Genomic DNA, 22,226 nt, shown 5'->3' on the forward strand with positions numbered 1-22,226 from the left:
CGCCGTGATCATGTCGCGCTGGGAGATTGCCGCACTCAGGCGGTCGTCACGAAACTCACTCCAATCCGCGTCTTCTTGCTCCAGATCACTTGGCACTCATGGACCACCGAAGCGTCGCGGGCCATGACCAGGCGGAATCGGTGCGGGACGAAGGCCGGATTCTCGACCTCGATAGCCGCCCCTTCCGGAGATATGTTCACGATCGTGCAATGCATGACCGAACCGCCCGACGAGACATAGCCGGGTTCGTTGACTTCGGTTCGCGGATGCCTGCGCTTTTCGTCCACCCGGACTGCCTCCCCCACTCTCTTCACGTGAACGTGGGCGATCGGCATTGCAGGAGTCAACGGCTGGCGCGGCTCACATCAGGCTTTCGCACCACGATTTGTGCGCAGCACTAAGCCGAATTGCGTATCGCCTCCGCGCAGATGAGCCCCGCGTCGGCGCGGGCTTGCCGTTCGCGACGGCGCGAGGATAGCCTTATCTGATGGGCGATGCGCTGGCGCGACGCAGGCTCCCAACAACAATGAACAGGCGCCATGGGGAGACGCGCCATGTTCGAGATTCTCGATCGCCGGACGACTCTGACCGGCAACCAGATCAAGATCCTTGCGGCGGCCATCATCGGCGATGCGCTGGAATTCTTCGATTACTTCCTGATCGGCTTTGTGCTCGCCTTCCTGATCGGGCCATGGAAACTCACCTTCGGCCAGTCGGCCACCGTGCTGATGAGTTCCGGCATCGGCGCGATCATCGGCGCCTATCTCTGGGGCTGGCTCGCCGACCGGGTCGGGCGGCGCATCGTCTTCATCGGCACGGTGCTGAATTTCTCGATCGCGACCGGTCTCCTTTACTTCACGCCCGACAATGGCTGGGTCTATCTCGCGATCCTGCGCTTCTTCGTCGGCACCGGTGTCGGCGGCCTCTATTGCGTCGACCTGCCGCTGGTGCAGGAGTTCATGCCCTCGCACAAGCGCGGCTGGGTCGGCGGGCTCGTCACCTGCGTGATCCCGCTCGGCGTCGGCCTCGGCGCGGTGCTGGGCGCGATCATGGGCACCGATCAGTGGCGGCTGTTGTTTGCGATCGGCGTGCTGCCGGCGATCCTGGTTCTGTTGGTCCGGCTCTGGGTTCCGGAATCGCCGCGCTGGCTGTGCCGACAGGGACGCTATGACGAGGCCCGCAAGTCGCTGGCCTGGGCCCTACAGGTGCCGCCGTCGGAACTGCCATTGCCGAGCGCGGCCGACGCCGGCCCGATCGTCACGACCAGCTGGTTCGACCTGTTCAAATATCCGCGCAGCCTGGTCGTCTCCTGGCTCGGCAATGCCGGCGCGCAGACCGGTGTCTACGGCATCACACTGTGGGCGCCCGCCCTGTTCGTGCTGCTACTGAAGGTCACGCCGCAGGAGGCCGCCAAGATGATGATCCTGCTCAGCGTCACCGGCTTCGTCGGCCGCATCTCGTTTTCTTATTTCTCGGAGTTGCTGGGACGGCGCGTGGCCGGCGGCTTGCTCGGCTTCGGCGCCGGCGCGCTGACCATCGTTGCCGGCTATCACTACGACGCGGCGCTGTTCGGCATGTCGGCGTTCTGGCTGCTGCTTGGCGCTGCCTTCTTCTTCGCCGACGGCGGCTTTGCGATCGTGGGGCCCTATGCGGCGGAGGTCTGGCCGTCGCATCTGCGCACCACGGGCATGGGATCGGCCTACGGCTTTGGCGGCATCGGCAAGATCATCGGGCCGGTCGGCCTCGCATTGATCGTCGGCTCGAACAACTACCTCAAGCCGGACGTGCCGCTGACCCAGATCCCGACCGCCTTCGTCTATCTCGGCTGCTGGTTCCTGATGGCGGGCGCCGTCTATCTGTTCTTTGGGCTGGAGACGCGGGGCAAGTCGATCGAGCAGATCGACAAGGAGCTCAACGCGACGGCTGATGTCGCGGCCTCCGCAACGATCCGGCGCGCCTGAGGGAGGCGGACATGGACACGACTTCTGCGGATCTCGCCGGCGATCGTGACGTGATCGCCCGTGCCGAGGCGATCAGGGACGCGGTTGCGGCCGCCGCCGACGAGATCGAAACGACCCGCCGCCTGCCGCCCGATCTGCTCGACCGGCTGCATGAGGCGCAGCTGTTCCGCCTGCTGCTGCCCCGTTCAACCCACGGGATCGAGACCGATCCCGTCACCTTCTTCCATACCATCGAGACCATCGCCAAGGCCGATGCCTCGACGGCGTGGTGCCTGAGCCAGGCCGGCGGCTGCGCGATGTCGGCGGCCTATCTCGACCTGCCGGTCGCACGGGAGATGTTCACCGATCCGCGTGCCGTGCTGGCCTGGGGCCCCGGCCCGAAGGTCAAGGCGATCGAATGCGAGGGGGGCTACCGCGTCACCGGTGTCTGGTCGTTCGCGTCGGGCGGGCGGCACGCCACCTGGCTCGGCGCGCACTGCCCGGTCTATGCCGCGGACGGCTCGCCGCGCCGCGACGCCAATGGCGAACAGGTCGAACGCACCATGCTGGTGCGGACCGAGGACGTCCAATGGACCGACATCTGGAACACGGTCGGGCTGCGCGGTACCGCCAGCGACCAGTTCGCGCTCAACGACTTCTTCGTCCGCGCGGACCATTCGATCACCCGCGAATTCGACCGCGAATGCCGCGAGGATGGTCCGCTGTACCGGATGAGCAACCACACCTGCTACCAGGTCGGGTTCGCCGGGGTTGCCTGCGGCATTGCCCGCAGCGCGCTGGACAATTTCGTCGACGTCGCCCGCAACAAGGTGCCGCGCGGCATGAAGAAGACGCTGCGCGACAATGCCGTGGTGCAATCCGGCCTAGCCCAGGCCGAGGTCAATCTGCGCGCCGCCCGCGCCTTCCTGCTGCAATCGACGGCAGACATCTGGAAGGACCTGGTGGCCGGCCACAGCATTACGGTCGCGCAGCGCATGACGATCCGGATGGCGGCGACGCACGCCATTCATAAGGCGCGCGAGGCCGTCGACTTCGCCTACAACACGGCCGGCGCCACCGCGATCTTCGACGGCCATCCGCTGGAACGGCGTTTCCGCGACATTCATACCGTGACGCAGCAACTGCAGGGCCGCTTCAGCCATTTCGAGACGGTCGGCGCCTGGATGCTGGGCGTCGATGCTGATCTCAGCTTCGTCTAATCTGAATTCTCAAGGAGAAGAACCATGCCGTTGGGCGGACTGCAGCATTACACCATCGAACCGCAGGATTTGGAGAAGACCAAGGCGTTCTATTGCGATGTGCTCGGGCTCGAGAATGGCGATCGTCCGCCGCTCGATTTCCCCGGCTACTGGCTCTATTCCGGCGGCCAGGCCACTGTCCATTTAATGGGCACCCGCAAGCCGCGCGACGGCATCGTCGTGCGGGGCACCGAGAAAAAATATGAAGACACCGGGCGGCTCGACCATATTGCCTTCGCTGCCACCGACGTCGACGCCGTGCGCAAGCGCCTGCAGGCGAAGAACGTCAGCTTCCGTGAGCAGATCGTGCCGCGCACCGGCGACACCCAGATCTTCCTCTACGATCCCGACGGCGTCGGCGTGGAGCTGAACTTCCCCAAGAGCTAAACCGAAAAGGGCTGAACCGAAAAGAGCTGAAGCAGCCTTCGCCGGATTGCCTTGCTCAACAAATGGCCGACGCAACCGTCGGCCATTTATTTCCCATCGCGAAATCGGTTCCCGACAAGGCCCAGACTCGGCCATCACTCGGGCGTGATCCGGTCGGTTTTTCTTCAACATTGAATGACGAATTAACCGGGCCGCGCCGCTGCGGCAGAATAGCCGGGTGCTGCGCCTTTAACCTACCCCAGGGCTTGGTGGCCCGGCTATTCGTCCCCACTTCGGGGGCGAAAAAGTGCTCAGTCGAGCCCGCGCTCGTGGCTGAGGCGGACCATTTCATTGATGAAGATTTGTTTCTGCTTGTCGTCGAGACTGGCATAAAGCGGCTCGGCGGCATCGGCGACGCCGCGCTGATCGACCGCGCGATCATTGAGGAACTGGGCCTCGTTGCGCATTTGCTCGATGATGTCGTCGGGCGGATCGCGCTGCGCGCGTGCAATGCGCAGGTTGAGCCGGTCGGCGCCATTGTGCCCGAGATAGTGCATCGCACTGTTGAAGCCGGCCCAGTTCTTCTCTTGCTCCGGCGTCAGGTTGAGTTCCTTCTTGATCCGCTCGATGTTGGCGTCGCTATTGGCGACGATCTGTTCGGCCGTGAGCTGCGGTGCGCCGGCCTGGGTCAGCACGGTCGGCGCTTGCTTGGCGACCTTGTCCTTGGCGGCGGCCTTGGCCGATTTGGCGGCCTTGGCGCCCTGCTTGTCACCGGACGCGGGAGCCTGTGCGTTCTTGCCGTTGCCGGCATTCGGGTTGCCGTTGTTGCCGGTCAACACCCCGGTCACGCCGGTCACAACCCCGACGACGCCGCCGATCGCTCCGCCCAGAACCCCGCCAACTGGTCCGGCAGCCTTGTTGCCTTCGCGGGCGCCCTGCTCGACACCCTGCACGATCTGCGCATCGACCATATGGGGCACGGCAAGCAGCGTGACGGTGGCGGCCCCAACCGCGGCGCACAATTTCCATCGTGCTCGCAGCTTCGCTACCGGGATGAGCATGGTCGGGTCTCCGTGATCGATGATGGATTGCAGAATGGAAGCGGGGGTAGGCTCGACGAATCCGACTTTATCGTCTCCGCCTTCGGCAAGTCTATCGGTCGGGCTGGGCATCAACATGACGGAACACGGATCGGTCGGGCTTGACCGGAAAGCTGCGGCTCAACCGCGCACCGTCCGCGATCACGGCCGCGCCAACCTTCGGGTGCGTCGCAGCATGATTGCAAGAACCGCCGCAAACCGCCGGCAATGGCAGTGATGCGATGATGCTGCCTCCGATTTGACCACAACGTTAGTACTACGTGGCACAGGCATCTCGTTTCTCGACAGCCGCCGGCAATTCTGTTCTGATCGGTGTGAACGAAATCCCGCGACGTCGCGCGAACGCGACGCACAAAAACAACAACGGGATTCAAAAAAGTCTTTTGTCCGTCGGCTACCAGGGAGGGAATGCCATGTCACGGAAGAAGCTTTCGCGCCGAGAATTCGTTGCAGCGACAGCGCTGTCATCGGCGGCGCTCATCACAGCCCCCTACGTGCGTGGCGCCTACGCAGCCGGCAAGCTCTCGATGGGCTTCTGGGATCACTGGGTGCCGGGCGCGAACAGCGCCTCCACCGAGCTCGTCAATGAATGGGCCGCCAAGGAAAAGGTCGAGGTTCAGCTCGACTACATCACCAGCCAGGGCAACAAGAACATCGTCACCATCGCCGCCGAGGCGCAGGCGAAATCCGGTCACGATATCTTCCAGATGCCGACATGGTGGCCGCAGGCCAATGCCGAGCTGCTCGAGCCGGTCAACGACATCATGGACCCGCTGATCAAGCTGAACGGCGAGGTCAACGGCACGGTGAAGTATCTGGGCCAGGCCGACGGCAAATGGCTCGGTGTTCCCGCCAGCGTCGGCAGCCAGATCAAGGGCCCCTGCTCGCGCATCGACCTGATGAAGAAATACGCCAACATCGACGTCCAGGAGATGTACCCGGCTGGAAGCCCGCCGAAAGCGGATAACTGGACCCTCGACACATTCCTCAAGGCGGCCGAAGCCTGCCACAAGGCCGGCTTCCCGTTCGGCATCGGTCTCGGCGAGACCAGCGACAGTGTCGACACCGCCGGCGCGATCTTCCAGTCGTTCGGCGCGCAGCTGGTCGATGCCAAGGGCAACCTCACGGTCAAGACCGACGCGGTGCGCCAGTCGCTCGACTACTACAAGAAGCTGCTCGCCTTCCTGCCGCCCGATGTCTCCGCATGGGACGATGCCTCCAACAACAAGTGGCTGGTGGCGGGCAAGGGCGCGATGATCATGAACCCGCCGAGCGCCTGGGCGGTCGCCAAGCGCGATGCCCCGCAGGTCGCGGAGCAATGCTGGACGCACGGCTTCCCGGCCGGACCCAAGGGACGCTTCGCGCCCTATCTGCCGTTCTTCTGGTCGATCTGGTCGTTCTCGAAGAACAAGGAGGCGGCCAAGAGCCTGCTGTCGTTCCTGTCGCAACCCGCATCGATCGAGAAGATGGTGGTCGCGAGCGGCGGCTACGATCTGCCGGCCTACGAAAAGCTCACGACGCTGAAGGTCTGGGAAGAGATCGGACCGCCGAAGGGCACGCTCTATCACTACCCGAACCCCTATAAGCACCAGACGCTATCGATCGCGGCCTCGCCCGCGCCGCCCAAGGTCGCCCAGCAGATCTACTTCCAGGCCACGCTGACCAAGATGTGCCTGCGGTACCACCAGGGTGAGGCCATGGAAAAGACGCTTGCCTGGGCCGAGGGCGAGTGTGAAGGCTTCATGCGAAGCTGACGACAGGCGAGCTCTCGCGCGACCGCCTTTGGTGCTGGCCGCGCGAGCTCTCGTCTCTACTTCCCGGCCGCCGAACCGGCGAGCTGTGCAACCAACCCGCGCGAGGGACCTGCGTTATGGTTGATGTCGCATTCCAGCCCAACCGCACGGCGGCGGCCCAGTCAGGGCGACGGCGTGTCGGCCTGCGCAACGCGCTGCGGCGCAAATCAATGTCGGCGTTCCTGATGACGCTGCCGTTGATCCTCCTGATCGCGATCCTGGTGATCTATCCGGCGATCTATTCGCTACATCTGGCGACGCTGAACAAGGCGATGACGAAGTTTGTCGGCTTCGGCAATTTCGAGTTCCTGTTCAAGCGCGAAACCTTCTGGCTGGTGGTCAAGCAATCCTGCATTTTCGCGATCTCCGCGGTGATCTTCAAGGCGCTGATCGGTTTCATCGTCGCGCACTTCGTGCACAACGTGCCCGCCAACAAGCAACGCAAGTGGCGCGGCATGCTGCTTGTGCCGTGGGTGATCCCGCCGGCAATGAGCACGCTGGCCTGGCTGTGGCTGTTCGACCCGTCCTACAGCGCCTTCAACTACACGCTGTCCTTCTTCGGCATCGGTCCGATCCCGTGGACCGGGGATGCGATGTGGGCGCGCTTCTCGGTGATCCTGGTCAACGTCTGGTACGGCGCGCCGTTCTTCATGATCATGTATCTGGCGGCGCTGAAATCGGTGCCCGAGCAGCTCTATGAGGCGGCCGCGATCGACGGCGCCAATTGGTGGCAGCGGATCTGGTACGTGACGCTCCCGATGATGCGCAACATCATCGCGATCACGACGCTGTTCTCGCTGATCGTGACGTTCGCCAATTTCGACATCGTGCGCATCCTGACCGCGGGCGGACCGCTCGACCACACCCACATCTTCGCGACATGGGCGTTCCGCGTCGGCATCGAGGGCAGCGATATTCCGCTCGGCGCCAGCGTCTCGCTGTTCATGGTGCCGATCCTCGCGATCGCGGCGATCTTCATCCTGCGCGATATCACCAAACGCGGGAACGAAGCCTGATGAGCACGGTGACGATCGACAAGTCGGGACCGACCCGCAAGGTCAAGTACGGCAGCATGAGCCGCGACCGGACCTGGGCACTGCGCTGGTCTTATTTCTTCCTGACGCTGTTCGCGATCTTCTCGCTGACGCCACCATTCTACATGCTGATCACTTCGCTGAAGGGCAGCGCGGAGATATCGGCGGCGACCAATCCGTGGTGGGTGCACCAACCCACGCTCGAGAATTACGTCCAGCTGCTGACCTCGAACCAGTTCCTGCGCTTCTTCTGGAATTCGGCCTGGGTCTCGATCATCGTGGTCACCATCACGATGCTGATCAGCGTGCCGGCCGCCTTTGCGCTGGCGCGGATGAAATTCTGGGGCTCGGCGACGCTCGCGACCGGCGTGTTCCTCACCTACCTCATCCCGGACAGCCTGTTGTTCATCCCGCTGTTCAAGATGTTCGCGGTGTTCGGCGACTGGACCGGCATCCAGCTCGTCAATCGCTGGTACGTGCTGCTGTTCATCTATCCGACGCTGACGGTGCCATTCTGCACCTGGATCATGATCGGGTATTTCGCCTCGATCCCGAAAGAGCTGGACGAAGCCGCGATCATCGACGGCGCGAGCTGGTTCCAGACGCTGACCCGGATCTTCATCCCGGTCGCACTGCCCGGCCTGATCGCGGCGACGATCTTCGCCTTCACGGTCTCCTGGGCCCAGTTCCTCTATCCCCTGGTGTTCACCACCTCGACGGATCAGCTCGTGCTGCCGGTCGGCATCATCACCACCCTGATCAAGGGTGACGTCTTCAACTGGGGACAGATCATGACCGGCGCCCTGCTCGGCGCCGCGCCGCCGCTGATCATCTACGCCTTCCTGATGGACTACTACATTGCCGGCCTGACTGCCGGTGCGACAAAGGGTTGAACGCGACAAGGGTAGGAATTCATGGCCGACGTGAGTTTGCGCAAGGTGGTGAAGCGTTACGACGAGGTCGAGGCGGTGCGCGGCATCGACCTCGATATCGCCGACCACGAGTTCGTGGTGCTGGTCGGGCCGAGCGGCTGCGGCAAGTCGACGACGCTACGGATGATCGCCGGCCTCGAAGACATTTCCGACGGCGACATCATGATCGGCGGCGACGTCGTCAACGACGTGCCGCCGAAGGACCGCGACATCGCGATGGTGTTCCAGAACTATGCGCTGTATCCGCACATGACCGTCGCCGAGAACATGTCGTTCGGGCTGCGGCTCAAGAACTACCCCAAGGCCGAGATCAAGAGCCGGGTCACGGAAGCCGCCCGGATGCTCGACATCACCGACCTGATCGACCGCAAGCCCAAGCAGCTCTCCGGCGGCCAGCGCCAGCGCGTTGCGATGGGACGCGCCATCGTGCGCAATCCGAAGGTGTTCCTGTTCGACGAGCCGCTGTCCAATCTCGACGCCAAGCTACGCGTGCAGATGCGGATCGAGATCAAGAAGGTGCATCAGAAGGTCCGCACCACGACCGTCTATGTTACCCACGATCAGGTCGAAGCGATGACGCTGGCAGATCGCGTCGTGGTGATGAACCACGGCAGGATCGAGCAGATCGGCACGCCCAACGAGCTCTATCACAAGCCCGCGACCCGCTTCGTCGCAAGCTTCATCGGCTCGCCGGCGATGAACTTCGTGCCATGCCGGCTCGAGGACGTCGGCGGCAAGCTCAACGTGCGGCTGACCGACCGCCTCGCCTTCGCGCTGCCGCCCGCGCGCGCCGCCCGCTACCAGGCCCTCTCCCGCACCGACAGACTGCTGCTCGGCATCCGGCCCGAGCACGTCATGGAGGCGCGGCCGCATGCCGAGCCCGGCGTCGAGCCGTTCGACGCGGTGCTCGACGTCACCGAGCCGATGGGCATGGAGACCCTGGTCTATTTCACGCTCGAGGGCAGTCAGGTCTGCGGCCGGGTCAGCCCCAATGCGGGCGCGCAAGATGGCAGCCCGCTCCGATTGGCTGTGGACCTCAACAATATGCATTTGCTAAACGAGGTGACCGGCGCCGTCCTTTGACGGCGCACAAGAAACCTCAAGGGCAGGAAATGGCCACCAACAAGAAGAAGATCTTCATCACCCAGACTCTGTCTCCGGGGGCGCGGGTCCTCCTCAACGAGCGGGACGACGTCGAACTCATCGAATTTCCCAACCTGATCTCGGCCAAGGACTTCCAGGCGATGCTGGAGCAGCACGCGCCGGTCCATGGCGTGGCGCTCGGCGCGACCCGCTTCGGCGAGGCTGAGCTCGAGGCCTCCAAGGGCATGCTGGTGGTGACCCGGATCGGCGTCGGTTACGACGCCGTCGACGTGCCCGCGCTGTCGGCCCGCAAGGTGCCGCTGATGGTCGCAGGCACCGCGAACTCGCCGTCGGTCGCAGAGCATGCCTTGTTCATGATGCTGACGCTGGCCAAGCGCGCGCAGGAAATGCACGCGATGGTGAAAGACGGCACCTGGGCGAGCCGGCTCGGCGTGCTGCCGTTCGACCTCTACGGCAAGACGGTCCTGATCGTCGGCTTTGGCCGCATCGGCACCCGCACAGCCAAGCGTTGCCTTGCGATGGAAATGAACGTGCTGGTCTACGACCCGTACAAGCCCGCCAGCGAGATCACTGCGGCCGGCTGCGAGGCGGTGCCGAGCCTCGAGGCGGCGCTGCCGCGGGCGGATTTCGTCACGATCCATTGCCCGAAGTCGCCCGAGACCGTCGGCCTGTTCAACGCTGCGCGGATCAGGCTGATGAAGCCGACCGCGTATCTCATCAACACGGCCCGCGGCGGCATCGTGGACGAGAAGGCGCTGCACGACGCGCTGGTGTCGGGCAAGCTCGCCGGCGCAGGCCTCGACGTGTTCGAGGTCGAGCCTCCGCCGGTCGGCCAGCCGCTGCACGCCCTGCCGAATGTGATCATGGCACCGCATGTCGCCGGCGTGACCGTCGAGGCCGTCGATCGCATGAGCGAACAGACCGCGCGCAATATCCTGAGCGTGCTGGACGGCAATCCGCTGCGCCAGAACGTGATCAACCAGGACGTGCTCGGCTGAGCTTTCATCGATCCTCGTTCACGCCGCGGCCGATCCGCATGATCGGCCCGGCGATGCGGAGCACCTAAATGGCCTTCAAGGAATTCGGCAACTCCGATGCGGTCGGTCTCGCCGAGCTGGTCCGCAACAAGGACGTGACGCCGAAGGAGTTGCTCGACGAGGCGATCGCGCGCACCGCCGCGATCGACCCCAAGATCAACGCCGTTGTCGTCAAGCATTACGACTACGCCGAGCGCCAGATCGCCAAGGGCCTGCCTGACGGCCCGTTCACCGGCGTGCCGTTCCTGCTGAAGGACCTTGATCTGCTCGCGGGCACCCGCACCACGTCGGGCGCCAGCCTGCTGAAAGACTTCGTCGCAGACCACAACGGGACGCTGACACAGCGCTTCCTCGATGCGGGTCTTGCGATCTTCGGCAAGAGCGCGAGCCCGGAATTCGGTCTGATGCCGACGACGGAATCCCGTCTGTTCGGCCCGACCCGCAATCCCTGGAATCTCGAGCATTCCTCCGGCGGCTCGTCCGGCGGCGCCGGGGCTGCGGTCGCGGCGCGTATCCTGCCCGTCGCGCATGCCAGCGACGGCGGCGGCTCGATCCGAATTCCAGCCTCCGCCTGCGGTGTGTTCGGCATGAAGCCGACGCGCGCCCGCAACCCCTGCGGTCCCGACCGCGGCGAAGGCTGGGGCGGCTTCTCGGTCGGCCATGTGCTCAGCATCAGCGTGCGCGACAGCGCGGTCATGATGGATGCGATCCATGGTCCGGAGCCGTCGAGCCTCTACGTCGCGCCGCCGCCGGAGCGGCCGTTCTCGCAGGAAGTCGGCCGCGACCCTGGTCAGCTACGCATCAGCTTCACCGACAAGTCGCCCTACGGCGATGCCATTGATCCGGAGATATCAGCGGCGGTCCGCGACGTTGCCAAGCTGCTGGCTGGCCTTGGTCATCATGTCGAGGAGCGCGCGCCACAGCTTGCGGCCGATCCCGCCGCGCTCATGACCACGATCGTCGGCGGCAACACGGCGCTGACCATCCGCTTGCTCGAGCAGCGGGTCGGGCGCACCCTGACGTCGGACGATGTCGAGCGCCTGACGCTCGCGAGCGGCCAGAACTCGGCCAAGATGGTCCCGGCCGATTATGTCGCCGCGCAGCTTGCGGCATTCCAGGTCTCGCGCGGGCTTGCGACCTTCTTCGAGGGCTGCGACGTCTTCCTCAGCCCGACCCTGTGTGCGCCGCCGCTCCGCCTCGGCGAGTTGAACACCATGTCCGAGGATCTGAGCCACATCGCGCCGGCGCTGCGCCGCTACATGCCGGGCACCTCGATGTTCAACATGTCCGGGCAGCCGGCGATGTCGGTGCCGCTGGCCTGGAACAAGGCAGGGCTGCCGCTCGGTATGATGTTCGCGGCCAAGCTCGGCGAGGAAGGACTGCTGTTCCGCCTCGCCGGCCAGCTCGAGCAGGTCCGTCCCTGGAAGGACCGCCGTCCGCCGGTTTGCGCCTAGCGCTATCAAGCGAAGCGCCTAGCTGACAAAGGATAGTCAGATCAGGTAGATAGGAAGGGCGTCGGCGCGATTCCGCCGGCGTCGTGCCTGGGAGACCGAACCGTGAGCGACCCGACCGACAATGCGCTTGCCGCGATCGCGAGCATTCTCGATCAGACCAAGACACCTCCCGAGAAGGCCACGTCGCCCGACAAGACGGCGGACAAAGCATCCGAGCCGACTGAGGGTCCGCCGGTCTCCATCGCGATGCCGCCGCCCCTGCCCTCGTCGGTCGAAGTCGTTACCGTCGAGACCGTATCCATCAAGACCGTGACCATCGAGGCCGCGCCCGCCGAACCGGCGGCCGTCGAGCCGGCACCAACCGAGGAGCCCGCGCCGATCGAACAGGCTCAGCCGGTCGCGCCGGCTGAGCCGAGTGAGCCCGAGCTGAGTGAACCCGAGCCGAGCGCGCCGGAGCCGGAGCCGGAGCCGATCCAGCCGCCTCAACCGATCGAGGCCAATGGCTATTCCAAGTCCGGCCCGGGCCCGATGGCCGCGCTACGCTTCCGCTGGACGGTGCGCCAGGACGGCGCCCAGTACTATGTCGACGAGACCGTCGGCGAAGGATCGGCCCCTCTGGTCAACGGCCCCATGGACCGGGACGCCGCGATCAAATTCGTCGACGATCGCGAGGCCGAAGCGCGGCGGCGCTTCGAGCATTTCAAGCACGAGATCGCCAGCCGCACCGCTGCCGCCCTGCGGATGAGCCGGGACAGCAACGAGGCCTAACCCTGCGGCGGCCTCGGCGGTCCGAGAAAGTCCTTCTTCGCGAGATCGACGCCGGCATGGCGCAGGATGTCGTAGGCAGTTGCGATATGGAAGAAGAACTGCGGAACGCTGAAGGTCAGGATCAGGGACTTGCCGGTGAATGGCCTGGTCGCGCCGCTGCGGAACGTGAAGACGACATCCCTGTCGGCGGCGGCGTCGATCACCTCCCGTGGCAGGCCCTGCGCAAAATCAATCGTGGCGGCTATCCGCGCTTTCAACTCCGCAATGTCCGGCTCCGCCTCTGCGAAGGCGAGCGGCGCGCGCCCCGCCAGCAACGCGCAGCTCAGCACGACGTGCCGGTTCGCCTCCCCGATCTGCTGGCGAAGGCTGTACATGTTCGGCGCGAGCCGCATTCCGAGCAACACGTCGGGATCGAACTTGCGCGCCCTGCTGTGCGCCTCGGCATGATCGAGCAGCGCGGAAAGATTGCGCAGATACGGCAGATAGACGCCGACGGATGCTTCATGGAGCGAGATGGTCACTTTTGCCCTCGCGATGCTGGCTCGATCGCTTCATCTGGTCTAAATGCTCCGCAATGACATGTCATCGGAATTGACGGAGACGTTTGATGTTTCGCGCGCTGGCCGGCCTCACTCTCGCTTTGCTTCTTTCCGCCGCACATGCGCAGCAGGCGCCATCCCGGCTCGATGAGATCGTCAAGCGCGGCACGCTGCGCGTCGGGATGACCGGCGACTACCTGCCCTTCACGGCGCTCGACAAGGAGACCAAGGCGTTTCGCGGCTTCGACGTTGACATGGCGCAATCGCTCGGCAAGGCGCTGGGCGTCAAAGTCGAGTTCGTGCCGACATCGTGGCCGCAAATGACCAGGGATTTCGAGGCCGACAATTTCGACATCGCGATGGGCGGCGTCTCCATCACCTTCGACCGGCAGAAGAAGGGCCTGTTCTCGACCCCGATCATGCACGAGGGCAAGACGCCGATCGCGCGCTGCGCCGACAAAGGCAAGTTTGAGACGCTCGCCGAGATCGACAAGCCGGGCACCCGCGTCATCGTCAATCCCGGCGGCACCAATGAGCGCTTTGCGCGCGCCAATGTGAAGACCGCCGATATCCGCGTCTTCAACGACAACACCAAGATCTTCGACGAGATCGCCAAGGGCGATGCCGACCTGATGATGACCGACGCGTCCGAGACGCGCTATCAGCAGAAGCTGCATCCCGGCGTGCTCTGCGCCGTGCATCCCGACAAGCCGTTCGACTTCGCGGAAAAGGCCTACTGGATGCAACGCGACGTCGCCTTGAAGGCGTTCGTCGACCAGTGGCTTCACATCACGCACGAAGACGGCAGCTATGCGAAGATCTACGCCGCATGGTTCGAATAGCCTGCGGCATCAGACCCGCGTGCCCAAAAATTGATGCGCTCGGCCTGAAACCGAACCGCGATCCAATGCTTTGAACCAAAGCTCTCAGGACTCGACTCATGTTTTGACCGTGATCTGGGGCACGTTCAACGAGGCGGCTACCAAATAGCCTTGCGAACGGGATTCCCTGCACTGGAGATCGAGATGAAGAAGCTTCTGGCGATCGCCACGCTTGTGCTGGCGAGTACAGTGACAGCGCAGGCACAATACACGTTCGATTACGGCGGCCGCACCATCCGCATCGATCCGGACCGTGGAACGGTTTCCATTCCCGGCGTCTACGACAATACCGGCCGCAGCTCCAAGCGCGCCACGCACAAAGACGCCGAGCAGAAGCGCGAGAGCGCTCCGAAGGACGCCAGGACGGATTCTCCGTCTCCGCCCGTCACGCCACCCACGGCCACTGCATCACCCTCTCCGGCTGCGGTTGATCACGCCGCTGCCCCGGCGGCGCCGGCAGCCGCAACGGCAGAGCCCGCGAACACGAGCGTCGCGCCGCCGCCGGCTACAGCGGCGACCGCACCGCCACCACCACCGGCGCCACCTGCTGTGCAGCAAAGCGCAGCGCCGGCGGCCAGTCCCATCCCACCGCAAACGGTCGGCGCCGCATCACCTGCACCCAAGCCTGCAGCGAACCCCGTGCAGGCAGCCAACTCGCCGCTCGGCGTCTGGCTGACCGAGGAAAAGGAAGGCAAGGTCCGCATCGAGCAATGCGGCGCCAATCTCTGCGGTTACTCGGTCGACAAGAAATCGAACGCCAATGGCGAACAGGTTCTGATCAACATGAAACCCGGCAAGGACAAGTGGAGCGGCCGCATCTTCGATCCGAACAGCGGCAGCACCTACGATTCCACCATCGCGCTGAAGAGCCCCGACACCCTGCGCGTGGAGGGCTGCGCGTTCGGCGGCATGTTCTGCGGCGGCCAGACCTGGACGCGGGTGAATTGATCTCCTGTAGCCCGGATGAAGCGCAGCGAAACCCGGGGACCTTGCCGCGGGAAAGATCGCCCCGGATTGCGCTTCGCTCCATCCGAGCTACGAAAGCAAAAGCCCCGCTCACGAGCGGGGCTTTCTGTCTTGGCGGGCAACGACGGCTTAGCCGACCTTGCCGTTGTATTCCTCGTCGGTGACGTGCTCCATCCAGGTCGAGTAGACGCCGTCGAGTGCCTCCTGCATGGCGATGTGGGTCATGCTGTTGTCGGGCGACGCGCCGTGCCAGTGCTTCTCGTTCGGCGGAATCCAGACCACGTCGCCGGGGCGGATCTCCCGGATCGGCCCGCCCTTGGCCTGCACGCGGCCGATGCCCGAGATCACGTAAAGCGTCTGCCCGAGCGGATGGGTGTGCCAGGCGGTGCGGGCACCGGGCTCAAACGACACCCGCGAGGCGTTCAGCCGGGCCGGTGCCGGCGCCATGTTGATCGGGTCCTGCAGCACGCTGCCGGTGAAATTCTCCTTCGGCGCGCGGCGGGTCGGCCGCGAGCCGGAAACGTGGATATCCATGGGGTTACCTCCCTCTCTTGACGCTATTTCTTGCTCGCGGCGTAGCGCGCCTTGGTCTCGGCATTCATCGGGTACAGGCCTGGCAGCTGGGCGCCGTTGTTCACCTCGTTGACGATCCAGGCTTCCATCCGTTCCTGCTCCGGCCCTTCGGCCAGCACGTGATCGAGGAATGCCTGCGGGATCAGCACCGCGCCGTCCTGGTCCGCCACCACCACGTCGTTCGGAAACACGGCAACGCCGCCGCAGCCGATCGGTTCACCCCAGCCGACGAAGGTCAGACCCGCGACCGACGGCGGCGCGGCATAGCCGTCGCACCACACCGGCAGGCCGGTGCCGAGCACGCCCTCGACGTCACGCACCACGCCGTCGGTGATCAGCGCCGTCACCCCGCGCTTGACCATGCGCGCGCAAAGGATGTCGCCGAAAATGCCGGCATCGGTGATGCCCATGGCATCGACCACGGCGATGCAGCCCGCCGGCATCGCCTCGATCGCAGTGCGGGTCGAGATCGGCGACGACCAGGATTCCGGCGTCGCCAGATCCTCGCGGGCCGGCACGAAGCGCAGCGTGAAGGCCGGTCCGACCAGCCGCTTCTGTCCGGGCTTCAAGGGCTTGGTGCCGCGCATCCAAATGTTGCGCAGGCCCTTCTTGAGCAGGACCGTGGTGATGGTGGCGGTGGACACGTGCGACAGCGTCGCGATCGCCTCAGTGGACAGTGACATCTCGAAAGCTTGCTCCGATGGGAGGAAAAGACCGGCGCATGTTGCCGGGCAAAGGCCGTGCGTCAAGGGCTGCGCGAAAATGCTGCGATCAGCCAAATTTATCGCCGGCATGCCGATTAATTTATTGAAGTTGCTGCATCATTTTGCACGAAGCGAATTCCGTTTTGAACCGAAACACGCTAGCTTGATGGCCACCGAAGTCCGCTTGATCCAGATGGCCGAACCCTTAAGTCCTCCCCGCCTTTTGCCGAGTGGCGATGCCGCCATCACGGTGGAATTCAGCCGCACCATCGATGACGCCGCCAACCGGCGGGTGCTTGCGCTCGACCGCCTGATAGCAGCCGAGCCGATCGCCGGGATCACCGAGACCGTGCCAACCTACCGGTCGCTGCTGGTGCATTACGATCCCGTGCAAATCAACTTTGATGCACTCGGCGAGCAGATTCTGGCGCGCGCCGCCAAGGCGCTGCCGTCGGAGACCGGAACACGGCGCTGGCGCATCCCGGTCACCTACGGCGGCGAGCACGGCATCGATCTCGAGGATGTCGCGAAGACACTCAACACCACGCCCGATGAAATCGTCGCCCGCCACGTCGCCGGCGACTATCGCGTCGCCATGATCGGCTTCACGCCGGGCTGGTCCTATCTGAGCGGGCTCCAGACATTCCTGCACATGCCCCGCCGCAAGGACCCGCGGCTGCTGACCCCGGCCGGAACCATCTCGATCGGCGGCATCCAGACCGGCGTGCAGTGCCTCGCCGGCCCGAGCGGCTGGCACCTGCTCGGCCGCACCCCGGTGCGAACCTATCAATTGCATCGCGATCCGACTTTCCTGCTGGAGCCCGGCGATGCCATCACCTTCACGGCGATCGACGCCAAGACCTTTGCCGAACAGGACCGCGCCGCCGAGGCCGGCGCATTCGTCGCCGAACTGGTGACGCCATGAGCAAGCTCGTCGTCACCTCGATCGGACCGGCAAGCTCGGTGCAGGACGGCGGGCGACCGGGCTCGCAGCGCTATGGCCTGGTGCCGAGTGGTGCGATGGACCGGCTTTCGCTGGCGGCCGCCAACACGCTGGTCGGAAATGACCTGTTCGCCGCCGCGGTCGAGATCGGCCCGTTCGGCGCCTCCTTCACTGCGCGTGGCGGCGCGGTGCGCGTCGGGCTCGCCGGCGCATCGCGCAATGCGGATATCGGCGGCCGGCCGATCGCGTTCGACAGTTCGGCGACACTCGTCGAAGGCGAGACGCTCAATCTCGGCTTCGCGCGCGACGGCTCATTCAGCTATCTCGCGATCGAGCACGGCATCGAAGGCGAGCCGATGTTCGGCAGCCTCGCGGTCAACGCCCGCGCCGGGCTCGGCAGTCCCTACCCGCGGCCGCTGCAAAGCGGCGACGAGTTGAAGACGCAGGCCGCGAGCAGCGCCGCCGAGCGCCGCATCGAATTGCCTGTCCCCGCCGACGCGCCGATCCGCATCGTGTTCGGCCCGCAGGACGACGAGTTCGCCGAAGACAACAAGAAGCTGTTCATCGACAGCGAGTGGAAGATCTCGGCCACCAGCGACCGCATGGGCTACCGGCTCGAAGGCCCCGTCATCAGACACCTCGACGGCCACAACATCGTCTCCGACGGCACCGTGACCGGCAGCATCCAGGTGCCCGGCAACGGCCAGCCGATCGTGCTGATGCCGGACCGCGGCACCAGCGGCGGCTATCCGAAGATCGCGACCGTGATCACGGCCGACTTCGGCCGCTTCGCGCAGATCTCGGCCGGCCGGCCGTTCCGTTTCAAGGCGGTGACGATGGCGGAAGCGCAGGCCGAAGCGATCAAGTTCCACGCGTTGCTGCATTCCCTGCCCGATCGCCTTCGCGGCATCGAGGATCTTGGCCTCAACATCGAAGCGCTGCGTGATGCGAATGTCGCGGGTCAGGCCGTCAGCGCCGTCGATGTGACGACCTGGCAGGTTGCGGTACCCTAGAGCATCGTCCGGAAAAGTGCGAAGCGGTTTCCGACAAGACGATGCTCAAACAAGAGAGCCACCAACAACAAACGGATCGATCGTCATGACCAAAACTGTCGACCTTAATTGCGATCTCGGCGAAAGCTTTGGCCCCTGGGAAATGGGCAATGATGCGGCGATGATCGAGCTTGCGACCTCGGTCAACGTCGCCTGCGGCTTTCATGCCGGCGATGCAGATATCATGCGCAAGACGGTCGAGCTCGCGAAGGCGCGCGGTGTCAGCGTCGGCGCCCATCCCGGCTATCGCGACCTGCATGGTTTTGGCCGCCGTCCGATGCCGGGGCTGACATCCTCGGAGATCGAGAACCTGATCGCCTACCAGATCGGCGCCTTGCAGGCGATCGCGACCGCGGCCGGCCACAAGGTCACCCATGTGAAGGCGCATGGCGCGATTTCCAACGTCGCCTGCGAGGACGACATGACCGCGCGGGCGATCGCCAATGCGATCAAGGCCGTCGATCCGAGCCTCGTGTTCGTGGTGCTCGCAAACTCGAAGCTGGTGCGCGCCGGCGAAGCCGCGAACTTACGGATGGCGCATGAGGTGTTTGCCGACCGCGCCTATGAGGACGACGGCAATCTGGTGTCGCGCAAGAAGCCCGGTGCGGTGCTGCACGATCCCAAGGCGATCGCCGAGCGCGTGGTGCGGATGGTGCAGGATGGCGCGGTCGTTTCGGTCACCGGCAAGGTGATCAAGATGCAGACCGACACGGTCTGCATCCACGGCGACACGCATGGCGCCGTCGAGATCGCGCGCGATCTGCGCGCAGCGCTGAAGCAGGCGGGCATCACGGTTGCGCCGTTCAAGACCGCGCATTGAGCCGCGCGCGTATCGATTCGGGAGGGCCGGCCATCGCGCCGGCCCTTTAGATTCCGTTAAGAGTCTTCTTAAACCCAAACTTGCCGTTTGGTTGGTAGGTGCAGCTTCCGAGCCTTTGATTGTCCTCTCAGGAAATTGGGTACCAAAGCATGTTCCGCACCAGCCTCTCCCTCACCATTGCCGCGGTTGCCACCGCCGCCTTCACCAGCGCGGCCTCCGCCCGCTGCTACAGCTGCTATACGCCGCCGCCCCAGCCCTGCACGACCTGCTATCAGGTGCAGACGGTGCCGCCGCAATATCGCACGGTGCAGGAAACCGTGATGGTGGCCCCGGGCCGCGTCGTCGCGCATCGCACGCCAGCGCAGTATCGCACGGTGATGGTGCCGAAGACCGTGATGGTCGCGCCCGAAGGCGTCGCCTATGAGCGGATCGCGCCGCAATACGCCACGCAGGAGCGCACCGAAATGGTCTCGCCGGGCTATTCCTACTACGCGCCGGTTCAGCAGACCTGCAACACCTGCGGCGGCTACGGATACGGATACGGTTACGGCCGCTACTGAGCGACCCGTATCCAGCCAACACAAAGCCGCCGCCTGAGGACATCAGACGGCGGCTTTTGAATTTTCCGAAGGTCTCAGAACGGGTGGACGGACAGCGTGCCGAACACGATGGCCGCGATCACGGCAAAGGCGCTGTAGAGCGCCGCGGTCTGAATTCCGGTCCCGGACTTCCTTGAAATTTGTCGCGCGTAAAAGTGCAGGCGGGCTTCCGCCGATAGCTCGCGCATGGTCGATCTCCAACGCCCCATTCTCGGGCATATGGAATATCGTTCGCGCCGCAATTCAAGCGGGTGGGAAAAATAGCGACGCTGCCGCCTTCAGGAACACGGTTCCGAGAGGAATATTCCTCCTCGAGCGCAGGCTCGAGAATCTTATTCGTTGCAATTCGAGGCGTCGGGAACCCGCGCCAGTCCCGCACCAATCGAAAATATCGAAAACAACCCCATGCAAAGGTGCCGGTGGCGGCGGCCGCTGCGCCGCGCTCAGGGCTTCCAACGCCCGATCTTGAATGCAGCCAGATGGCCCGGAACGTCGCTGGGGTCGAACGGCGGACCGGCGAACGCGCCGATGGCACTGGAGGTGCCAGCTGGGCGCCCCGACGCGGCGTCGTAGAGGTCGGGCCTGAACACAGCCATGGCGGCCTTCAGCGCCTCCGGCCGATATGGCGTCTGGCCCCAGCGCACCATCTGGGCGTACAGCCAGGCCGCCTGCCCGGGGTCCGGCCGCGCCGCTGCCTCGCGCCCGACCAGCAGATAGCGGTTGCTTTCACGCATGGTGCCGTCCGGCGAGATCTTCAGCCGACCATCGAGCGTGCGCTGGATGACGCCGGCGTCGACGCCGAGCCGCTCGGGCTGCGCCAGCATCCGCGCCACCTCGCCCCGGTTCTCGGGTTGCTCGATGAACTCGGCGGCGCGCAGATGCGCGCGCACCAGTGACGCGACGGTGCCGGGATGCTTCTCCGACCAGGCCTGGCGCACCGCCAGCACCTTCTCCACCGCACTGAGCAGGATGTCGGAGACGAAATGCAGGATGTGGCCGACGCCGAGATCGACCGCGATCGAATTCCAGGGCGCGCCGACGCAGAACGCGTCGACGTGCCCGTTGGCGAGACTGTCCACCATGTAGGGCGGCGGCAGCACCACGAGCTGGACGTCCTCGTCGGGGTCGACGCCGCCGGCCGCCATCCAGAACCGCAATTGATAATTGTGGGTCGAGAACGGGAAGGTCATGCCGAAGGTCAGCGGCTCAGCCCCGCTCTTGCGCCGCTTTACGACCACCCGCGCAAGCGCCTGTGCGGTCGCCATTGGATCGAAACGATCGCCGTCGATCTCTTCCATCAGCGCGGCATGCAGCGCCGGCGACACCGTGATGGCGTTGCCGTTGAGCCCAAGATTGAACGGCGCTGTGATCGGCACCTTGACGTGGCCAAGCCCGAGGTGTGATGCGATCGCGACCGGCGCCAGCAGATGCGCCGCATCGAACAGGCCGATGTTGAGCTTGTCGCGGACGTTCGACCACGACACTTCCCGCACCAGCGTGACGTCGAGGCCTTCGGCTGCGGCAAATCCCTTGTCGACCGCGACGATCAATGCGGCTGCGTCCACCAACGGAATGAACCCGACGTGCAGGGGTGTGGTCATTTCAGGAGCTCCGACGCCGTCAGGATCGATTGCGCGATCTCGCCGATCTTCTTTTTCTCGCGCATCGCGGTCGAGCGCATCAGCACATAGGCCTCCTCCTCGGTCAGCCCCTTCACCTTCATCAGGATGCCCTTGGCGCGGTCGATCACCTTGCGCTCCTCCAGCGCATGCTTAGTGCGGTCGAGCTCGTCCTGCAATTTGGCAAAGGCATTGAAGCGCGACACGCAGAGATCGAGGATCGGCTTCATGCGCTCCTTCTTGAGGCCGTCGACGATGTAGGCCGAGACGCCCGCTTCGACCGACGCCTGGATCGAGGCGGCGTCGCTCTGGTCCACGAACATCGCGATCGGCCGGCGCACCGCGCGGCTCACCTGGAACATTTGTTCCAGCACGTCGCGGCTGGGGTTCTCGAGGTCGATGACGATGATCTCGGGATCGAGCGCATAGATCCGCGAGAGCAGGCTCTGCATCTCGCTGATATGGACCACGTCGGTGTAGCCGGCCTCCCGAAGCCCCTCCTCCAGGATGGCCGCACGGATCGGGCTCTCGTCGACAATGACGATCTTGGGAGACGATTCAGCGCTCATCGACATCTGTTAAGGCCCAGCAGCAACCATCCATATCACGCCGGGAGCGCCCGGAAAGGGTTGTAATTCTCGGCAATTGGGACTAGCCCCTGCCGATCAATCAGGCAGATTCAGAGATGCAGGAGGCCACCGCGCTGAAAGTGAGGTTTGTGTCCTTGGGTGGTCCTTAGACAA

Annotated in this window: 24 protein-coding genes; 16 read left to right on the plus strand and 8 right to left on the minus strand. The window is 64.6% G+C overall.

The features are described from left to right. Positions 1 to 35: 35 nt before the first annotated feature. The gene (locus tag QDT69_RS06480) at positions 36 to 287 is read right to left on the minus strand and encodes a PilZ domain-containing protein (RefSeq protein WP_279705791.1); all 252 of its coding nucleotides are present in this window, start codon (positions 285 to 287) and stop codon (positions 36 to 38) included. A gap of 267 nt (positions 288 to 554) precedes the next feature. Here QDT69_RS06480 and QDT69_RS06485 point away from each other — a divergent pair, with 267 nt between their 5' ends. The 3 genes from QDT69_RS06485 to QDT69_RS06495 are packed head-to-tail and all read left to right on the plus strand — an operon-like array spanning position 555 to position 3,586. Then, on the plus strand, positions 555 to 1,961 hold the full coding sequence (locus QDT69_RS06485) for an MFS transporter (protein ID WP_279705792.1): 1,407 nt from the start codon (positions 555 to 557) through the stop codon (positions 1,959 to 1,961). A gap of 11 nt (positions 1,962 to 1,972) precedes the next feature. Then, the gene (locus tag QDT69_RS06490; RefSeq protein ID WP_279705793.1) at positions 1,973 to 3,160 is read left to right on the plus strand and encodes an acyl-CoA dehydrogenase family protein; all 1,188 of its coding nucleotides are present in this window, start codon (positions 1,973 to 1,975) and stop codon (positions 3,158 to 3,160) included. 24 nt (positions 3,161 to 3,184) lie between these two features. Continuing rightward, positions 3,185 to 3,586, plus strand: coding sequence for a VOC family protein (locus QDT69_RS06495; RefSeq protein ID WP_279705794.1), 402 nt, complete (start codon positions 3,185 to 3,187; stop codon positions 3,584 to 3,586). A gap of 290 nt (positions 3,587 to 3,876) precedes the next feature. On the opposite strand, the gene QDT69_RS06500 is transcribed toward QDT69_RS06495, so the two are convergent. After that, a complete protein-coding gene (locus tag QDT69_RS06500; RefSeq protein WP_279706183.1) occupies positions 3,877 to 4,536 on the minus strand; it encodes a Spy/CpxP family protein refolding chaperone in 660 nt (219 codons plus the stop codon). A gap of 542 nt (positions 4,537 to 5,078) precedes the next feature. Here QDT69_RS06500 and QDT69_RS06505 point away from each other — a divergent pair. From QDT69_RS06505 to QDT69_RS06535, 7 genes are all read left to right on the plus strand, one after another. Further along, positions 5,079 to 6,419, plus strand: coding sequence for an extracellular solute-binding protein (locus tag QDT69_RS06505; protein WP_279705795.1), 1,341 nt, complete (start codon positions 5,079 to 5,081; stop codon positions 6,417 to 6,419). Positions 6,420 to 6,535: 116 nt separating this feature from the next. Beyond that, positions 6,536 to 7,474, plus strand: coding sequence for a sugar ABC transporter permease (locus QDT69_RS06510; RefSeq protein ID WP_279705796.1), 939 nt, complete (start codon positions 6,536 to 6,538; stop codon positions 7,472 to 7,474). Next, positions 7,474 to 8,385: a carbohydrate ABC transporter permease gene (locus tag QDT69_RS06515; protein WP_279705797.1), complete on the plus strand. Its 912-nt coding sequence runs from the start codon at positions 7,474 to 7,476 to the stop codon at positions 8,383 to 8,385. Before QDT69_RS06510 ends, QDT69_RS06515 begins: the two co-directional genes overlap by 1 nt. A 21-nt stretch (positions 8,386 to 8,406) precedes the next feature. Next, positions 8,407 to 9,507, plus strand: a complete 1,101-nt coding sequence (ugpC, locus tag QDT69_RS06520; RefSeq protein WP_050423684.1) for a sn-glycerol-3-phosphate ABC transporter ATP-binding protein UgpC — start codon at positions 8,407 to 8,409, stop codon at positions 9,505 to 9,507. 29 nt (positions 9,508 to 9,536) lie between these two features. Further along, on the plus strand, positions 9,537 to 10,526 hold the full coding sequence (locus tag QDT69_RS06525) for a hydroxyacid dehydrogenase (protein WP_279705798.1): 990 nt from the start codon (positions 9,537 to 9,539) through the stop codon (positions 10,524 to 10,526). A gap of 68 nt (positions 10,527 to 10,594) precedes the next feature. After that, positions 10,595 to 12,019, plus strand: coding sequence for an amidase (locus QDT69_RS06530; RefSeq protein WP_279705799.1), 1,425 nt, complete (start codon positions 10,595 to 10,597; stop codon positions 12,017 to 12,019). Positions 12,020 to 12,121: 102 nt separating this feature from the next. Further along, positions 12,122 to 12,787, plus strand: coding sequence for a hypothetical protein (locus QDT69_RS06535; protein ID WP_279705800.1), 666 nt, complete (start codon positions 12,122 to 12,124; stop codon positions 12,785 to 12,787). Here the strand turns inward: QDT69_RS06535 and QDT69_RS06540 are convergent. After that, entirely contained in the window at positions 12,784 to 13,308 is a 525-nt protein-coding gene (locus QDT69_RS06540) for a DUF1993 domain-containing protein (protein WP_279705801.1), read from the minus strand. The genes QDT69_RS06535 and QDT69_RS06540 overlap by 4 nt on opposite strands. 86 nt (positions 13,309 to 13,394) lie before the next feature. On the opposite strand from QDT69_RS06540, the gene QDT69_RS06545 reads away from it, so the two are divergent. Together QDT69_RS06545 and QDT69_RS06550 are read left to right on the plus strand one after the other, a co-directional pair. Next, a complete protein-coding gene (locus QDT69_RS06545; RefSeq protein ID WP_279705802.1) occupies positions 13,395 to 14,168 on the plus strand; it encodes a transporter substrate-binding domain-containing protein in 774 nt (257 codons plus the stop codon). 183 nt (positions 14,169 to 14,351) lie between these two features. Next, entirely contained in the window at positions 14,352 to 15,155 is an 804-nt protein-coding gene (locus QDT69_RS06550; protein ID WP_279705803.1) for a DUF2147 domain-containing protein, read from the plus strand. Positions 15,156 to 15,302: 147 nt separating this feature from the next. Here the strand turns inward: QDT69_RS06550 and QDT69_RS06555 are convergent, their stop codons facing one another. Together QDT69_RS06555 and QDT69_RS06560 are read right to left on the minus strand one after the other, a co-directional pair. After that, positions 15,303 to 15,707 (minus strand): cupin domain-containing protein, encoded by a 405-nt coding sequence (locus tag QDT69_RS06555; RefSeq protein WP_146985948.1) that lies wholly within the window; start codon positions 15,705 to 15,707, stop codon positions 15,303 to 15,305. A 23-nt stretch (positions 15,708 to 15,730) separates the two neighbouring features. After that, on the minus strand, positions 15,731 to 16,429 hold the full coding sequence (locus QDT69_RS06560; RefSeq protein ID WP_050406652.1) for a ribonuclease activity regulator RraA: 699 nt from the start codon (positions 16,427 to 16,429) through the stop codon (positions 15,731 to 15,733). A 214-nt stretch (positions 16,430 to 16,643) separates the two neighbouring features. On the opposite strand from QDT69_RS06560, the gene pxpB reads away from it, so the two are divergent. The 4 genes from pxpB to QDT69_RS06580 all read left to right on the plus strand — a co-directional run bounded on the left by pxpB (position 16,644) and on the right by QDT69_RS06580 (position 19,825). Continuing rightward, positions 16,644 to 17,375 carry a 5-oxoprolinase subunit PxpB gene (pxpB, locus tag QDT69_RS06565; protein WP_279706184.1) on the plus strand — a complete coding sequence of 244 codons (732 nt, stop codon included), beginning with the start codon at positions 16,644 to 16,646 and terminating at the stop codon, positions 17,373 to 17,375. Beyond that, positions 17,372 to 18,406 carry a biotin-dependent carboxyltransferase family protein gene (locus QDT69_RS06570; RefSeq protein ID WP_279705804.1) on the plus strand — a complete coding sequence of 345 codons (1,035 nt, stop codon included), beginning with the start codon at positions 17,372 to 17,374 and terminating at the stop codon, positions 18,404 to 18,406. The genes pxpB and QDT69_RS06570 overlap by 4 nt, the downstream gene beginning before the upstream one ends. An 85-nt stretch (positions 18,407 to 18,491) precedes the next feature. Further along, the gene (locus QDT69_RS06575; RefSeq protein ID WP_279705805.1) at positions 18,492 to 19,265 is read left to right on the plus strand and encodes a LamB/YcsF family protein; all 774 of its coding nucleotides are present in this window, start codon (positions 18,492 to 18,494) and stop codon (positions 19,263 to 19,265) included. A gap of 149 nt (positions 19,266 to 19,414) precedes the next feature. Continuing rightward, complete coding sequence (locus QDT69_RS06580; RefSeq protein ID WP_279705806.1) at positions 19,415 to 19,825, plus strand: hypothetical protein; 411 nt, start codon at positions 19,415 to 19,417, stop codon at positions 19,823 to 19,825. Between the two features lie 74 nt (positions 19,826 to 19,899). Here QDT69_RS06580 and QDT69_RS06585 read toward each other — a convergent pair whose 3' ends face one another. The 3 genes from QDT69_RS06585 to QDT69_RS06595 all read right to left on the minus strand — a co-directional run bounded on the left by QDT69_RS06585 (position 19,900) and on the right by QDT69_RS06595 (position 22,052). Continuing rightward, positions 19,900 to 20,052 carry a hypothetical protein gene (locus QDT69_RS06585; RefSeq protein ID WP_229197411.1) on the minus strand — a complete coding sequence of 51 codons (153 nt, stop codon included), beginning with the start codon at positions 20,050 to 20,052 and terminating at the stop codon, positions 19,900 to 19,902. 255 nt (positions 20,053 to 20,307) lie between these two features. Further along, complete coding sequence (locus QDT69_RS06590; RefSeq protein ID WP_279705809.1) at positions 20,308 to 21,465, minus strand: CmpA/NrtA family ABC transporter substrate-binding protein; 1,158 nt, start codon at positions 21,463 to 21,465, stop codon at positions 20,308 to 20,310. Next, a complete protein-coding gene (locus QDT69_RS06595; protein ID WP_028332037.1) occupies positions 21,462 to 22,052 on the minus strand; it encodes an ANTAR domain-containing protein in 591 nt (196 codons plus the stop codon). Before QDT69_RS06595 ends, QDT69_RS06590 begins: the two co-directional genes overlap by 4 nt. Between the last annotated feature and the right edge of the window lie 174 nt (positions 22,053 to 22,226).

The organism is Bradyrhizobium sp. CER78 (assembly GCF_029846235.1).
In the GTDB taxonomy this organism is placed as follows: Bacteria; Pseudomonadota; Alphaproteobacteria; order Rhizobiales; family Xanthobacteraceae; genus Bradyrhizobium.